The following is a 15,242-nucleotide window of genomic DNA, read 5'->3' on the forward strand; positions in this document are numbered from 1 at the left end:
ATTTTATAAACTCTACTCCTCACTCAAATAAGGGTTCAAAATCTCCGCCAATTCATTGAGCCAATAATAATTGTCTTCAAAATTTGATAGTCCTATTTGCAGGGTGTCGTGTTGTCGCATTACGGCGAGCGCTAAAATGCAGTTTACTTGTCTTAAAATTTTAGCCATATCTTCTGGATCTATAATATGGTTAAAAAAATCAATCAGCCTTGTTTCGGCTTCTTTGGAAAGGGTGTTTGTTTTCATAAAGTGAAGAATTTAAGAAAAAACCCTCATACCTTAGCAGTCTTACGCTTCTTCACGGCGTCAAAGTCCTTTCGGAGCTTTACCACATAGCACGAGGGCAAATTTTATGTTGTCTTAATGTGAAGATTTAAGAACTTCAAATGTAAGAAAACTTTTTAAAAAGAAAGATTTTTCTTTCAATTAATATATTCCTTTTATCAAATATAAGAAATCTATATTTCAACAGGTATTTATCGCATTTTTGTCATTGCAGGAACGAAGCAATCTCACTAACCATGAGACACAAAGTCTGATTCTGTAAATGTGGTTGCTTCGTTCCTCGAAATGACAAACAGAACGCAAAAAAAGACGAAACATTTGTCAGGCTGAGCGAAGTCGAAGCCCTGCTCCTATAATTGTCAATCTTTGTAGAGCTACTAATGCGGTCTTCGACTTCGCTCAGACTGACAACAAAGCGCAACAAAAGCACCTGCTAGCGCGAGCGTCTCGCTCGTGAGCCAAAGAATGTGTATAAGCGAGACACTCGTGTCAACAAAGGGAATAATGTCAAAAAGTTGCTCATTGCATAATTTTAATTTAATATTACACGAGTTAACAAACATTTTTATGAAAACTTTTATCCCTTTACTATTTCTTTTAATACTCTCATCTTGCAATAAAAATCCTTCAGATGAAAAGTATGAAAAGAAAATAGTCGAAAATAAATATTCAATATTCATTCCAGAAAGTCTAGGAGCAACAGCTGAATTAAATAATATAGCTTCAATACAATTTCAAAATTTAAGTGAAGACTTTTATGTTATTGTTCTAGACGAAACAAAAGAAAGTTTTGCAAATGCTATTAAAAATAATCCAACTAATATTACTCCTGATTTAGATGGGTATCATAATGTTATTGTTAGTCATTTTAAAAAAATAACCCAAAAAGATTTTAAGGTTTATAACATAGAAAAAAAGAAAATCAATTCTTCAAATGCAATTGTATTTTCAATGTCGGGAATGAATGATAATTATCCTGCCTTTTATAGATATGCAATTATTGAAGGTGATCAACGATACTACCAAATAATGTCTTGGACCAATATTCCGCAAGAAAAAAAATATACTGCAAGAATGAATAAAATCATTGAATCTTTTAGTGTAGAAGAAACTAATTCTTCTATAAATAAAAGTCATCTTGCCAAAGACAAGACAAAAAAGGAAAAATTAGAATTAGAAAAAAACAACTCAACAGAGATTAGCTATGAAAAACCTGATGAAGAAATTCAAGAAATTGGCAGCTTATTTAGACCAGAAATAATGCAACAGGAAAAAATTAAACTAAGTAATGGAAAAAATAATTACCAGTATACCTTAACTAATAGTGACTTATTAGATAAAGACCTAGAAAACATAAAAAATCATTCAAAAAAAATAGCAATCAATTATTACAATTTATTAAAAAGAACAAACAATCCTTTTAGTTATAACAAAATTATTGTAAAAATAATTCATAGAAATAATAAAATTGATCGTTTTGAATATTCAGAAAAGGATATAAAAGATATTTCAAAATAAAAAAACCTCGACCTTAAGTCGAGGTTTTTCCATTTTATAAACCCTACTCCTCACTCAAATAAGGATTCAAAATTTCCGCCAATTCATTGAGAAAATAATAATTCTCTTCAAGATTTATTACACCAATTTGAAGGGGTTCATGTTGTCGCATTAAGGCTAAAGCTAAAATAAAATTTACTTGTCTTAATATTTTGGCCATATCTTCTGGATCTATAATATGGTTAAAAAAATCAATCAGCCTTGTTTCGGCTTCTTTGGAAAGGGTGTTTGTTTTCATAATGTCGTAGTATTAGGAATATAAAAACCCTTGTATTTTAGTGTTCCTAGCGCCTACGACAGCGCTTACGGTCGTTTCCGATACCGTACACATAATACAAGGGCAAATCTTGTTCTAATTTAAAGTCGTAATTATAGGAACTTCAAATGTAAGAAAACTTTTTAAAAAGAAAGATTTTTCTTTCAATTAATATATTGCTTTTATCAAATATACTAAATCTATATTTCAGCTGGTATTTATCGCATTTTTGTCATTGCGAGGAACGAAGCAATCTCACTAACCATGAGACACAAAGTCTGATTCTGTAAATGTGGTTGCTTCGTTCCTCGAAATGACAAACAGAACGCAAAAAAGACGAAACACTTGTCAGGCTGAGCGAAGTCGAAGCCCCGCTCCTATAATCGTCAATCTTTGTCGAGCTGCTAATGCGGTCTTCGACTTCGCTCAGACTGACAACAAAGCACAACAAAAATAACAACAATTCTAAACCCAAAATCTCTACAAAAATATTCCTATTTTTGAATATAAAATATCACAAACTTTAATATGACTTATAACATTAGTGATTGGGAAGAAAAACAAAAAGGTTATTTAGTTGTATCTGTATTGTGTCTCATTTTCGGAACTTATTTTTTTATCAAAGTCATTAGTGGAAGTTATGCCATAGAAAAATCAGACCTTGAAGTTTATGAAAACCTGATCATTTCGAACGCTCCTAAATTCAAAGAAAGAAAAGGGAAAAGAAGCAGAAAATGGATAGAATTTAATTGCATTAATAATAAAAGTACTTTTGAGATTGCTGGCTATGACTATAGTTGTGTGAATGATGAAGAAGTTATAAATGAAATAAAAACTGGAGATACCATATCAATTGCTATTTTAAAAGATGATTTGAATGATTTCAACACGCAAAATTCTTGTGAAATTCATTCGCTAGCAAAAAATGATAAAGAATACCTCGATCTTAGATGCAGAAATGAAGTAGACACTGGAGGAGGAAAAAGGATTTTTCTGATTTTGTTTTCACTATTTATTTTGACAGCCATTGTATATTCTCTTCCTAAAAAACCTAAACTTTTTGATATAGTTGATCCTATACTGATAGTTGGAATTGGATCAATAATACTTGCTTTCATTCTTTATTTAATTACATTAGAATTATAGATAACGCATTGAAAAACCAAAAACATTAAAACAAATTCTTGATCCATAACATTGATGTTTTTCATACATGACAAACTGAACGGAAAATAAAGAAAAGAGCCTTAGGCTCGATCAATATTGCAGGGCTGGATTTTAATCCAGTTATTACATAGATTCCACATTAAAAGATCCATAGGATCGAAACATATTTTCTACATCATCAATATATGCCGTTCCTAGGGAACTCTTGAATGAAATTGTTTTTCATTCAACGGATTAAAATCCGTTGCTGCAATATTTTTCATTCCTAACGGAATTTTGATTTAAAATTTAGAATATTCAACCACTAACAAAAAAATGCAGGACCAAAATATGATCCTGCATTTTTCTATAAATTTGATAAATCTAAATAGAAATTTCTTTTTTAAGCTCTCTGGCGCTCGTGTATTCCTTCTTTAATTTCTTCCACCATTTTTTTATTAAAAGCGGGCAAATCATTCGGGTTTCGGCTGGTTACTAATCCATTGTCTACGACAACTTCTGAGTCTTCCCATTGTGCTCCGGCATTTATTAAATCGTTTTTAACAGAAAAGAACGAAGTTACTTTTCGACCTTCTAAAACATCGGCATCTACCAAAATTTGAGGCCCGTGACAAATAGCGGCTATAGGTTTTTTACTTTCAAAAAAAGAACGTACAAAATTTACTGCAGCTTCTTCTCTTCTTAATAAATCAGGATTTATTACTCCTCCCGGCAGAACCAAAGCATCATAATCTGCTTCATTTGCCTGATCTAATACGACATCAACATTATATTCTTTGCTCCAGTTACCGTCTTTCCAAGATTTAATGGTTCCAGATTTCAAACTAACGATATCTGCATTCCAGCCTTGCTCTTCCAGATAGGCTTTTGGTGATGCTAATTCTGATTCTTCAAAACCGTTTGTTGCTAATATTGCTATATTCTTTTTCATGATTTTAAATGTTTAAAATGTTATTAATTTTGATTTAAGTTAAAATTAGTTATTTCAAACAGCCAGCAGAAACAGATCCTGTTAAAGCTTTCTTTAATAAAAGTTAATTAATTGAAAATCAAATTTTAATTAAAAATTAAACTGAAATTATATAAGATTGTGGTCAATTGGGATTATTATTTTATAGCAAGAATGTTTAAGAAAAAGTCCCAGAGGGACAAAATATTTATAGAACAATTCATTCTATTCAAAAAGAGCCCTAGTGGGTGAAATATTATCAACAATATATCGCTACGATGGAGCTTTTGGTACGGTATGTTTTATGAATCTATAAATATTTCATTCCACCGGAATTCTTATCAAATCTATTCATTGCCAATCTTTGTAGAGTTTCTCACGAAGATTTCTCCCTTCAGTCGAAATGACAACTTACTTTAAAAATACCTTAAAAATCTTCAATCACTTATTTGTTCCTATAGGGTTCAAAAAATAAATGTTATTTTTGATAATCTTTTCAAAAGCACTTTATCAGATTATTGGATTTAAGCATTTCAGCTTTTATACAAACAGCAACACTTAACATAGCATCTATGAATGTTTTACTCATTGAAGATGATAAACGCATCAGCGAATTTATTATAAAAGGTTTAGAAGAAAACAACTTTACCGTGCATCTGGCCGAAACCGGAGAGATGGCGCGCGACCTTGTACAAGAAAATACCTGGGATATTATTTTGATGGATATCATGCTTCCGGGAATCGACGGCATTCAGCTTGTGAAATTAATGCGTTTTAAAAAGATTCATACTCCTATTTTAATGCTCAGCGCATTGAGTAATACCGATGATAAAGTCACAGCCTTAGATTCTGGTGCCGATGATTACCTTGTAAAACCTTTTCATTTTAAAGAACTCATTTCGAGAGTCAACGCGCTTACGCGAAGAACAAAATTCAATTATAACGAGCCCGAAACTTTATATACCTGCGGTACTTTAACCATTAATCCAGACGAGCATAAAGTAACAGAAAATGATAAACTAATTGATCTTTCGCCAAGAGAGTACAAACTGCTTTTGTATTTATTAGAAAACAGAAATAAGGTAATGTCGCGAACTCAGATTTTAACTGCTGTATGGGGAATTAACTACGACAATAACACCAATGTTGTCGATGTGTATATTTCGTATTTGAGAAACAAAATCGAACACAATCATAAGTTCATTCACACCATAAAAGGAATTGGTTATATGCTAAAAGAATAAGTATGAAAATTCGTGATCGTTTTACCTTAATTTCTTCTCTGACTTTCAGTGTTGTGTTTGTCATTGCTTCGCTTATTACCTATTTTTCTTTTTACAGTTATTCAGAAAAAATTGTTTACAACGAATTGCAGAAAACCTGTTTACTTACGGGAATTTTTTATCTCGAAAAAGATGAATTACCAGAAAACCAGCATTTAATAATTGGCCAGCAATTCCGTGAAAATTCACTCGAAATCATCACGCGTGTTTATGATGAGAAAAATCAAATTGTATACGGCGACAAAACTTTAGATAACAATATCAATCAGTCACAGCTGGATTATGTTCGAAAAAACAGAAAATTAAGTTTTAAGTCCAAGCATCACTTTTACTTTGGGAGTTATTATCATGACAATCAGGGAGATTTTGTGGTTTTCGTTAAAAAAAATGATACCGATTTTAAAACCATGACCGACCGACTTTTGATTATTATGATTTTGGTTTTAATTTCGGGTTTAATCAGCATTTATATTGTCAGCCGGGTGCTTTCTAATCTGGCTTATGCTCCAATTAAAAATATTATCAATCAGGTAAACGAAATCCAGGCTACTTCATTAGACAGGCAAATTGTTTCTCCAAATTCAAAAGATGATATTCAGGAACTTATAGAAAGTTATAATAACCTGCTGAAACGCCTTTCGGATACTTTTATCATTCAGAAAAACTTCATCAATTATGTTTCACATGAGTTTAAAACTCCTTTAACGGCTATTTCGGGAAACCTTGAAGTTTTTGCACAAAAAGACAGATCAAGTGCCGAGTACAAAGAAATGTCTGAGAAAGTATTAGAAAATGTCTATCAAATCGAAGACACTATGAATACTTTAATGATGCTTTCCGGTCTTCGCGAAAATATGGAACTCAACGAGATTTTTAGAGTCGACGAATTACTCTGGGACATTAACGATCAATTATCTGCCAGTTATCACTTAAAAGGCCAGATTCAAATTGCATTAGAAGTTCTAAATGACAAACTGCTTTCGATAAAAGGAAATTCTAACGAAATCAAAATTGCGTTGTTTAACATTATCGAAAATGCCGTTAAATATTCAGCAGGAAATCCAATAAAAATCAGTTTGTTAGAACACAATCAGCAGTTAAAAATTGTAATCGAAGATCACGGAAAAGGCATCAGCGAAGAAGACCTCCAATTTATAAAGCAAACCTTTTACAGAGGTAAAAATGTGAGCGATATAAAAGGAAGCGGTATTGGACTTCCGTTGGCAAATGTCATTTTCAAACAAAATAATATTGAGTTTACGATTGCTTCCAAAAAAGACGCTGGAACTACTGTAACGCTGGTTTTTCCTAAACTCTAATCGTTTTCTAATCTAACTCTTACTGGTTTCTAACAGACATCAAATTACGGTTTAATACGCGGCAGATAACTTTGCATTTCATTAAATCTACTTAATTTGAAACGTTTATTTATAACTCTGTTTTTAATTGTATCACTCAAAAGTATGGCTCAGATTTCAGCCATTACGGATACAATTGTTCTTTCGCGAAATCAGGCCGAGGCTTTGTTTCTGGATAAGAACATTTCTCTTATTTCTGAAAAACTAAATATCGACATTGCCGATGCACAGGTCATTCAGGCAAAATTATGGCCCAATCCAACTTTAACCATCGGCGAAATTAACCTTTGGAGTAATGCTACCGCACAACAACTGCCTCCGTTATGGGGAAATTACGGAAAAACACAGCAAGTCAATGCAGAACTGGAGCAGCTGATTCAGACAGCGGGAAAACGCAAAAAACTGATTGCGATGGAAAAAGTAAATGCAGAAATCGCTAAAGAATATTTCAAGACTTTTTTACGCAGTTTAAAAATCGAATTTAGAGACAACCTTACTGATTTACAATACAATCAGGCGCAGGAAGCGGTTTACCAAAAACAGCTTTCTTCGATGCAGACTTTACTAAAAGCTTACGGAAATCAAGTAGCGCAGGGAAATATTGGCAAAGGCGAATATGTTCGTTTAAAGGCTTCTGAATTGCAGTATTTAAAGGAAATCAACGATTTACAAAAGGAAAATAATGCATTGCAAAAGGAGCTTAAAGTTTTAATGAATCTTCCTGCAGCAAGTTTTATCAAACTGACTGACGAAGGTTTTGTTCCGGTTAACAAAAATATCGAAGATATCAATCTGGCAAACCTGATGGAATCAGCAATTGAAAATCGTCCGGATATGAAAGTCCTGAAACTCGGAAACGAATACAACGACAACAAATACAAATACGAAAGAGCCATGCGCACACCAGATGTAACACTGGGTATTAGTTACGACCGTGGAGCAAGTTTAATGAACGATTTCGTGGGTGTTGGTTTCTCGCTTGACCTTCCGTTTTTCAATCGAAATCAGGGAAATATAAAAGCAGCAAAAATTGCGATCAATCAGGGTAAACTGCTTACTGAAGAAAAAACATTGAGCGTACAATCTGAGGTATTACAGGCTTATCAGGATTTTATCACTACTAAAAAATTATACGAAAGCGCCGATGCCAGTTTTGAAGCCGACCTTGATAAACTTTTGGAAAGCTATCGTAAAAACTTCCTGCAGAGAAATACCAGCATGCTCGAATATCTGGATTTTGTAGATGCGTATTTAGACAACAAATCGATATTGCTCAATTCGAAAAAAGACCTGAATAAAAATCTCGAAGAACTGCGCTACATCACCGGGCAGGAAATCAATTAAAACATCAATTTCTCAAAACAAAAAGATAATGAAGAAACTTATAATCCCAATACTTGGGTTAATGCTCGTTTACGGATGCGGCAAGAAAGAAGAAGTAAAAAAAGCTCAGGATGAAAAATTCTGCATCGATAAAGATTTAAAAGAAAAAATTACCATAGAACAGGTACAAAAACGTGCCGTGAGCGAATCGATTAACCTTACCGGAAATATTACTTACAACGGCGATCACGTGGTTCAGTTTAACAGCCTTGTTGAAGGAATTATTACCAAAACTACTTTCTCACTAGGCGATTATGTAAAAAAAGGACAAGTTCTGGCAGAGATAAAAAGTACAGAACTAAACAGCATGCAGTCTGAAAGTAAATCGCTGCAATCGCAGATAACTGTAGCACAGCGCAATTTACAAGCCACAAAATCGATGTTTGAAGATGGAATTTCTTCTCAAAAAGATTTATTGCAGGCACAAAGCGAACTGGATGTTTTAAAATCTTCTTTAGAAAACGTAAGGGCCAATCTGGCAATGTTCAGCGCAAGCAGTGAAAGAGCTGTTTTTCAAATCAAAGCACCAACAGAAGGTTTTATTGTAGATAAAAATATCAGCCCGGGAATGCAGATTACAAACGAAAGCGATCCATTATTCACCATTTCTGATTTAAAAGAAATCTGGGTTTTGGTAAATGTTTATACCAGTAATCTTAAAAACATCAGCGAAAACATGCAGGTCGATGTAACGACGCCAGCTTATCCTGGAGAAATTTTTAAAGGAAAAATCAATATGATGTCTAAAGTTTTTGATGCCGATGAACACGTTTTAAAAGCACGAATTGTAATGGACAACCGAAACATGAAATTAAAACCGGGAATGACAGCCGATATTACAATCGATAAAAGTAAAGGCGGTGAAGAACTGGCAGCTATTCCTGCAAAAGCAGCTATTTTCGACAACAACCGCGATTACATTTTAATCTACAAAAACGATTGCACAATCGAAACCAGAGAAATAAACCCCGTTTTAAAAAACAACAGCTGGCTTTATTTTGATAAAGGTGTAAATGAAGGAGAAAAGGTAATTACCAAAAACCAGCTCCTGATTTACGAAAGATTAAAAAACTAAGCATCCTTAAAAACGGATAAACACAATACAAGACATGAAAAAATTTGTACAAGGTCTGGTTGCTTTTTCCTTGAAAAACTCGCTTATTATATTCTTTTTTACAGCCATTTTACTGGTTGCAGGAATTGTGAGTTACATTCATACGCCCATAGAAGCATTTCCCGATGTAACCAATACAAGGGCCAGAATTATTACGCAGTGGCCTGGACGAAGTGCCGAAGAAGTAGAAAAATTCATCACGCTTCCGATATCCAAACAAATGAATACGATTCCAAAAAAGGCAGAAGTACGTTCTATTTCTCTTTTTGGATTATCAGTCGTTACGGTTTTATTTGATGACGGAGTTGAGGATTTCTATGCACAGCAATATGCTTCAAACCGTCTTAACGGACTGGATCTTCCAGAAGGTGCCGATGTTGAGATCGATCCGCCGTCTGGAGCAACGGGAGAAATCTTTAGATACGTTATAAAAAGTGATCTTCCTATTAAGGAAATAAAAGCCATTCAGGATTGGGTTATCGAGCGGGAATTGGTTTCTGTTCCCGGAGTTGCCGATGTGGTGAGTTTTGGAGGTGAAGAAAAAATGTTCGAAATCAAAATCAACCCAACTGAACTTGAAAATTACAATTTATCGGCATTAGATGTTTATGAAGCTGTTTCAAAAAGTAATATCAATGTGGGCGGAGATGTCATTAATCGAGGCGATCAGGCGTATGTTGTACGAGGTGTCGGCTTAATTAATAAAGTCGAAGATATTGGCAATATATTAATTGAAACCAAAGGCGGAGCACCAGTTTTAGTAAAACATGTAGCCGAGGTTTCGATTTCGGCAAAACCAAGATTAGGACAAGTAGGTCTAGACGGAAATGATGATGTTGTAGAAGGAATCGTTGTAATGCTTCGAGGAGAAAATCCGGGAGAAGTTATTGGCAGATTAAAAGAACGTTTGAACGAATTGAATGAAAGGGTTCTTCCAGATAATGTTAAAATCGTACCGTTTATTGACCGTACCGAATTGGTCAATACAACCGTAAAAACGGTAACCAAAAACTTAATCGAAGGGGTTTTACTTGTTTCATTGATTGTGTTTGTTTTCCTTTACAATTGGCGTACCTCGTTGATTGTAGCGACTGTGATTCCACTTTCGTTTTTGTTTGCAATTGTAATGTTGCGAATTCAGGGACTTCCTGCGAACTTGATTTCTATGGGAGCGCTCGATTTCGGATTACTGCTCGAAGGAACATTGGTTATTGTAGAAAATGTGTTCGTTTCTTTAGAAAAGAAAGCTCATAAAGTGGGAATGGAATGCTTTAACAATATGAGTAAAATGGGATTAATCAAGAAAAGCGTCGGAAGTGTGGCTACCTATATTTTCTTCGCCCTGATTATTTTGATTGTCGCATTAATGCCAATTTTCTCATTTACGAAAGTAGAAGGAAAAATGTTCTCTCCCCTGGCCTTTACTCTAGGTTACGCCTTATTAGGTTCGCTGATTTTATCACTTACCTACGTGCCAGCAATGTGTAAAGTGATGCTGACGAAAAACATTGTCGAAAAAGAAAACATGATTTCGCGTTTCTTTAGAACCAATTTGTTCAATCTTTTTAAATGGAGTACCAAACACCGTAAATTAACGGTTTATTCGTTTCTGGCTTTATTGGCAGTTTGCTGTGTACGATTTGCATTTTACGGATCAGAATTTATTCCGAAGCTGAATGAAGGTGCTATTTATGTAAGAGCAACGCTTCCTAATAGTATCAATTTGGATGAATCGGTTCGTTTGACAAAAGAAATGAAAACCAAGATCCGAAAGTTTGAAGAGGTAAAATTTGTGCTTTCGCAGACGGGACGACCAAATGACGGAACCGATCCAACAGGATTTTTTAATATCGAATTCCATATCGAATTAAAACACAAAGACGAATGGAAACACGACATCAGCAAAGAAGAACTGATTGCCGAAATCAAAAAAGTTCTCGATGTATATCCCGGGATTGCCTTTGGTTTCAGTCAGCCTATTCAGGATAATGTTGAAGAATATGTAGCAGGAGTAAAAAGTCCGCTGGCCATTAAGATTTTCGGAAGCGATCTTTTTCAAATGGAAGAAATGGCGGCAAAAGTTGCTAATTCGATTAAAGACGTAAAAGGAATCGAAGACATTAACGTTTATAAAAATATTGGACTGCCCGAATTGAGAATTCAGCTTGAAGACGAAAAAATGGCACGTTATGCCGTAACAACTGCCGATGCACAGGCAGTTATCAGAATGACGATTGGCGGGCAGGCTGCAACAAAATTTTATGATGACGAAAAAATCTTTGATATTACCCTGCGTTTTGAAAAAGAATACCGTGATTCTAAAGAAAAAATCGAAGGCATCCTGATTCCAACAATGAATGGAAAAAAAGTGCCTTTAAAAGAAATTGCAACCGTAGAATACAAAACCGGGCCAACTTTTATTTACCGCGAAGGAAACAGCCGCTACATTGCCGTAGGTTTTAGTATTGAAGGACGAGATTTGGGAAGCACGATCGAAGAAGCTCAGAAAAAAGTAGCAGCCGAAGTTAAACTTCCAAAAGAAAACGTCATGAAATGGGCGGGAGAATTTGAAAGTAAAGAAAGAGCTTCTAAACAATTAGCGATGATTGTACCCGTTGTATTGATTCTTATTTTATGTCTGCTGTATTTCAACTTTGGCAATTTCAAAGACACCATGATTGCCGTAAGTGCCATGCCGTATGCCTTTATTGGAGGATTCATATCGCTTTGGGTAACAGGAACCGTTTTCGGAATCTCGGCAGGAATTGGATTTATCATCCTTTTTGGGGTCAGCGCGATTGACAGTATTGTCCTCATCGGAATGATTAAGGAAAATATGCGTGCCGGAATGCATTTACGAGATGCTATTTCAGAGGGAATTCACAGCCGTATTCGTCCAATTGTTATGATTGCCTTAATGGGTTCTTTAGGATTATTACCTGCTGCTTTATCGACAGGGATGGGTTCTGAAGTTCAAAAACCGCTGGCGATCATGATCGTAGGCGGACTTATAACCTGTATGATTCTTTCATTAACGGTTTTACCTCAGGTTTTTTATCTCGTTTACCGCAAAAAAGATACAAGCAATACCGAATCTTAATCTTACTTCTATATAAATTGAAAAAAGCACCTTTGGCAGTTTGTCCAAAGGTGTTTTTATAAATAATACCACAATCAAAAATCCCCCATTACAATGAAATGACAAAGCAATAATGCTATTAAATTCTCTTTTTATGAAAAAGAAAGCAGACAATCAAAAAACAGATGAAATAGATAAAACTGAGCTGCTGAATAAAGTCAGACTTAGTATAAATGAAAAATGTCAGGATTGGGTTTTATTCCAAAACGGAACGTATATAATTTTTGATCACGCCGAAACTATTCCCGATATAGAAAATGAAGCCATAAAATTAATGAAAGATTTCGGCCCCGTTTATGTGCAAACTCCATCAGAAGATTTTGATATCACCGACTTAAAAAAGACTGAAGGCTGGATTATTTCCGGACATTGCTACGGAATGTATACCTATGTAAATCCAAAAGAAATAAACTGGAAAACTCCAGATATGGCAGAAATAGGTTTGCATGGACGCAATAAAAGAGAACTTGATGGCAGAAATCCTGTTATTATTTATGTCAATAGAAAAAGGGTTGATAATGTTATCTCAAATCCTTTTTAATAACCAAATATTTCAAATCGGTATTTCCAGCATTTTTAATTCCATGTTCCATATTCGACGGACAGTAAAAACTGGTATTGGGGCCGGCGGTTTTGGTTTTTCCGTCAAGGTAAAATTCGGCTGTGCCTTCTAAGATGTAGAAAAATTCTTCTTCGGGATGATGATGCGGCGCATGTGTCGATTTTCCAGGTTCGACAATGCTCATTTTTAATGTGTTTTCCTGAGTGAAGTTTTTGTCACCAAACCAATATTGGTAACCTGCTTTGGTTTTCGTGGCTTTGTCTATTTCAAAATGATTGACACAGTTTTCGATTGTGTATTGTGGTGCTGTGGTTTCTTTTTTAGTTTCCTGAGAGAAAGTCTGCTGGAAAAATAAAACAGCAATTGTGATTTTTAGGAGAGTCAGCGTTTTCATTTTTTTTATTGTAATGTTACGAAAATAATTTATTGAGCTTTATAAAAAAATAAAATCTGTCGTTAATAAATATGCAATTATTAAATTATGAAAAGAAGTATTAAAAAATATTTGAACAATACAAAAGTAAATCCTTATAAATTATCTTCTAATCAACAGGAAATTTTAGATAGACAAATTAATCAAGATAATAGACTATATATTGAAGCAGAATATATTTATAAGGATTTTAAAAAGAAATATGACTTGTAAAATCTTCTTGCCTAGTAGTCAATTCGATTTTTTGATTGTCGATTATCATTGTGGGGCTTCGACTTCGCTCAGCCTGACAAAGATTTTGCATCCTTTTTTGTACTCTGTTTATTTGTGAAATTCTAATCTTCGTTGATTTACGAGTGTGATCCTTCCTTCCTCAAAATGACAAACTCAAAATTAAAATCATTTTCTACAAAAGTCCCAGAGGAATGAAATATTTATAGAATATTTCATTCCTCTGGAATTTTAATAACCCGAAATAAGTATTCTACAGCAAGTCCCAGCGGGACGAAATATTTATAGAAACAATTAATCCATTTTGACAGAACCCCAGCGGGGTGAAATATTTTTTATATTTATAACTATTAATACGTCGCTCGTCGGGAATTTTAATAAGCGGAAATTGTTCGTGCTAACATTATCAAGTTTAAAACTTTGATAAAGTTCTAATAAAAAATATACGTTCTCGCCCAGACCCGATCGAAATGGCATCTTTTTGTGGTGGGGTTCACCACAAAAAATATAATGCAGAGCGGCAAATGGTCATGAAAAACCGAAAAACTTCTGCTTATCAAAAAAATCACATCACTAAAAATCTCAATAAAATAGAGGGTTTGCAAAGAATTTCAAAAACGCTTATTGCACGATAAGAAAATATTATGATAAAAATATTTTGAAATTCGAAAATCCGCCATACATTTGCCTAACAGTGTTAAACGATTTAATACTTGAATACAATGGCTAGCAAAGATCGAATTTTAAGACAAAAAGAAGAGACAAGGAATAATATCCTTGGCGCTGCTTATGATATCGTAAAAGATGAAGGCTGGAATGGTTTGAGTATGCGTAAAATTGCCGACAGAATTGAATATACTGCTCCTATTATTTATGAATATTTCTCGAACAAAGAAGCAATACTAGAAGAACTGACAGGCAAAGGTTTTATTAAACTGGCAAAAGAGTTACAGACTGCGAAAAACAAGTTTGAAAAACCCGAAGATCAGTTAGAAGCCATGTGGATGACTTATTGGGATTTCGCTTTTACTAATACTGAAATGTATCAACTTATGTTTGGTGTTCAAATGACCTGCTGTGCACAGCGATGTTCGGCTCAGGAAGCACCTTACAAATTGTTTACTGGTGTTATTGCTGAAATTATGAAAGACAGCAATCCTAGTGAAGATATCATAAAGCAAAAATATTTTACTTTCTTTTCTGTTATTCATGGTTTAATCGCCATAAACATCATTAACAAAAGTGATATTTTAGAAACAATAAATGCCCAGATTTTGAAAGATGCCATTACTGGTATCATCAAATCTATACAATAAAAAAATTTTCAATTTTACTTAACAGTGTAAAATGATTTAAACGGGATAATATAAAATCCTTTTTTTTATAACTTTCGCTTAACACTGTTAGAAAATTTAATAAAAGTAATAAAAGCTCTTTTTTTAGACTTTTACTTAACATCGTTAGATAATTTAATACTGATTCGAAATAGAATTGGAAAGGCTTACTGTATAGAAATTTGCGCACT

14 protein-coding genes are annotated in these 15,242 nt (G+C 34.0%); 10 read left to right on the top strand and 4 right to left on the bottom strand.

Annotation, left to right across the window (positions count from 1 at the left end; translation table 11 throughout):
• Positions 1-12: 12 nt before the first annotated feature.
• Complete coding sequence (locus PQ462_RS15010) at positions 13-246, bottom strand: hypothetical protein (protein ID WP_012026263.1); 234 nt, start codon at positions 244-246, stop codon at positions 13-15.
• A 606-nt stretch (positions 247-852) separates the two neighbouring features.
• Between PQ462_RS15010 and PQ462_RS15015 the strand changes: the two genes are divergently transcribed.
• Positions 853-1,803, top strand: a complete 951-nt coding sequence (locus PQ462_RS15015) for a hypothetical protein (protein WP_274250598.1) — start codon at positions 853-855, stop codon at positions 1,801-1,803.
• A 43-nt stretch (positions 1,804-1,846) separates the two neighbouring features.
• Here the strand turns inward: PQ462_RS15015 and PQ462_RS15020 are convergent, their stop codons facing one another.
• Positions 1,847-2,080, bottom strand: a complete 234-nt coding sequence (locus tag PQ462_RS15020; RefSeq protein ID WP_274250599.1) for a hypothetical protein — start codon at positions 2,078-2,080, stop codon at positions 1,847-1,849.
• A gap of 546 nt (positions 2,081-2,626) precedes the next feature.
• Between PQ462_RS15020 and PQ462_RS15025 the strand changes: the two genes are divergently transcribed.
• Positions 2,627-3,244: a hypothetical protein gene (locus PQ462_RS15025; RefSeq protein ID WP_274250600.1), complete on the top strand. Its 618-nt coding sequence runs from the start codon at positions 2,627-2,629 to the stop codon at positions 3,242-3,244.
• A gap of 403 nt (positions 3,245-3,647) precedes the next feature.
• On the opposite strand, the gene PQ462_RS15030 is transcribed toward PQ462_RS15025, so the two are convergent.
• Positions 3,648-4,196, bottom strand: coding sequence for a type 1 glutamine amidotransferase domain-containing protein (locus PQ462_RS15030; RefSeq protein ID WP_274250601.1), 549 nt, complete (start codon positions 4,194-4,196; stop codon positions 3,648-3,650).
• Between the two features lie 590 nt (positions 4,197-4,786).
• On the opposite strand from PQ462_RS15030, the gene PQ462_RS15035 reads away from it, so the two are divergent.
• The 6 genes from PQ462_RS15035 to PQ462_RS15060 all read left to right on the top strand — a co-directional run bounded on the left by PQ462_RS15035 (position 4,787) and on the right by PQ462_RS15060 (position 13,032).
• Positions 4,787-5,458, top strand: a complete 672-nt coding sequence (locus tag PQ462_RS15035) for a response regulator transcription factor (RefSeq protein WP_073410013.1) — start codon at positions 4,787-4,789, stop codon at positions 5,456-5,458.
• A 2-nt stretch (positions 5,459-5,460) separates the two neighbouring features.
• Entirely contained in the window at positions 5,461-6,816 is a 1,356-nt protein-coding gene (locus PQ462_RS15040; RefSeq protein ID WP_274250602.1) for a sensor histidine kinase, read from the top strand.
• Positions 6,817-6,960: 144 nt separating this feature from the next.
• Entirely contained in the window at positions 6,961-8,199 is a 1,239-nt protein-coding gene (locus tag PQ462_RS15045) for a TolC family protein (RefSeq protein ID WP_274250603.1), read from the top strand.
• A 28-nt stretch (positions 8,200-8,227) separates the two neighbouring features.
• A complete protein-coding gene (locus PQ462_RS15050) occupies positions 8,228-9,313 on the top strand; it encodes an efflux RND transporter periplasmic adaptor subunit (RefSeq protein WP_274250604.1) in 1,086 nt (361 codons plus the stop codon).
• 34 nt (positions 9,314-9,347) lie between these two features.
• Positions 9,348-12,452: an efflux RND transporter permease subunit gene (locus PQ462_RS15055; protein WP_274250605.1), complete on the top strand. Its 3,105-nt coding sequence runs from the start codon at positions 9,348-9,350 to the stop codon at positions 12,450-12,452.
• Positions 12,453-12,585: 133 nt separating this feature from the next.
• A complete protein-coding gene (locus tag PQ462_RS15060) occupies positions 12,586-13,032 on the top strand; it encodes a hypothetical protein (protein WP_274250606.1) in 447 nt (148 codons plus the stop codon).
• On the opposite strand, the gene PQ462_RS15065 is transcribed toward PQ462_RS15060, so the two are convergent.
• Positions 13,013-13,447, bottom strand: coding sequence for a cupin domain-containing protein (locus PQ462_RS15065; RefSeq protein ID WP_274250607.1), 435 nt, complete (start codon positions 13,445-13,447; stop codon positions 13,013-13,015). The two genes, PQ462_RS15060 and PQ462_RS15065, sit on opposite strands and share 20 nt — an antisense overlap.
• Positions 13,448-13,534: 87 nt before the next feature.
• On the opposite strand from PQ462_RS15065, the gene PQ462_RS15070 reads away from it, so the two are divergent.
• Together PQ462_RS15070 and PQ462_RS15075 are read left to right on the top strand one after the other, a co-directional pair.
• Positions 13,535-13,699: a hypothetical protein gene (locus PQ462_RS15070; RefSeq protein WP_274250608.1), complete on the top strand. Its 165-nt coding sequence runs from the start codon at positions 13,535-13,537 to the stop codon at positions 13,697-13,699.
• Positions 13,700-14,439: 740 nt separating this feature from the next.
• Complete coding sequence (locus tag PQ462_RS15075) at positions 14,440-15,033, top strand: TetR/AcrR family transcriptional regulator (RefSeq protein WP_274250609.1); 594 nt, start codon at positions 14,440-14,442, stop codon at positions 15,031-15,033.
• Positions 15,034-15,242 lie beyond the last annotated feature (209 nt).

Origin of the sequence: Flavobacterium sp. KACC 22758, assembly GCF_028736135.1 — a bacterium.
GTDB classification, from domain to species: Bacteria; Bacteroidota; Bacteroidia; order Flavobacteriales; family Flavobacteriaceae; genus Flavobacterium; species Flavobacterium johnsoniae.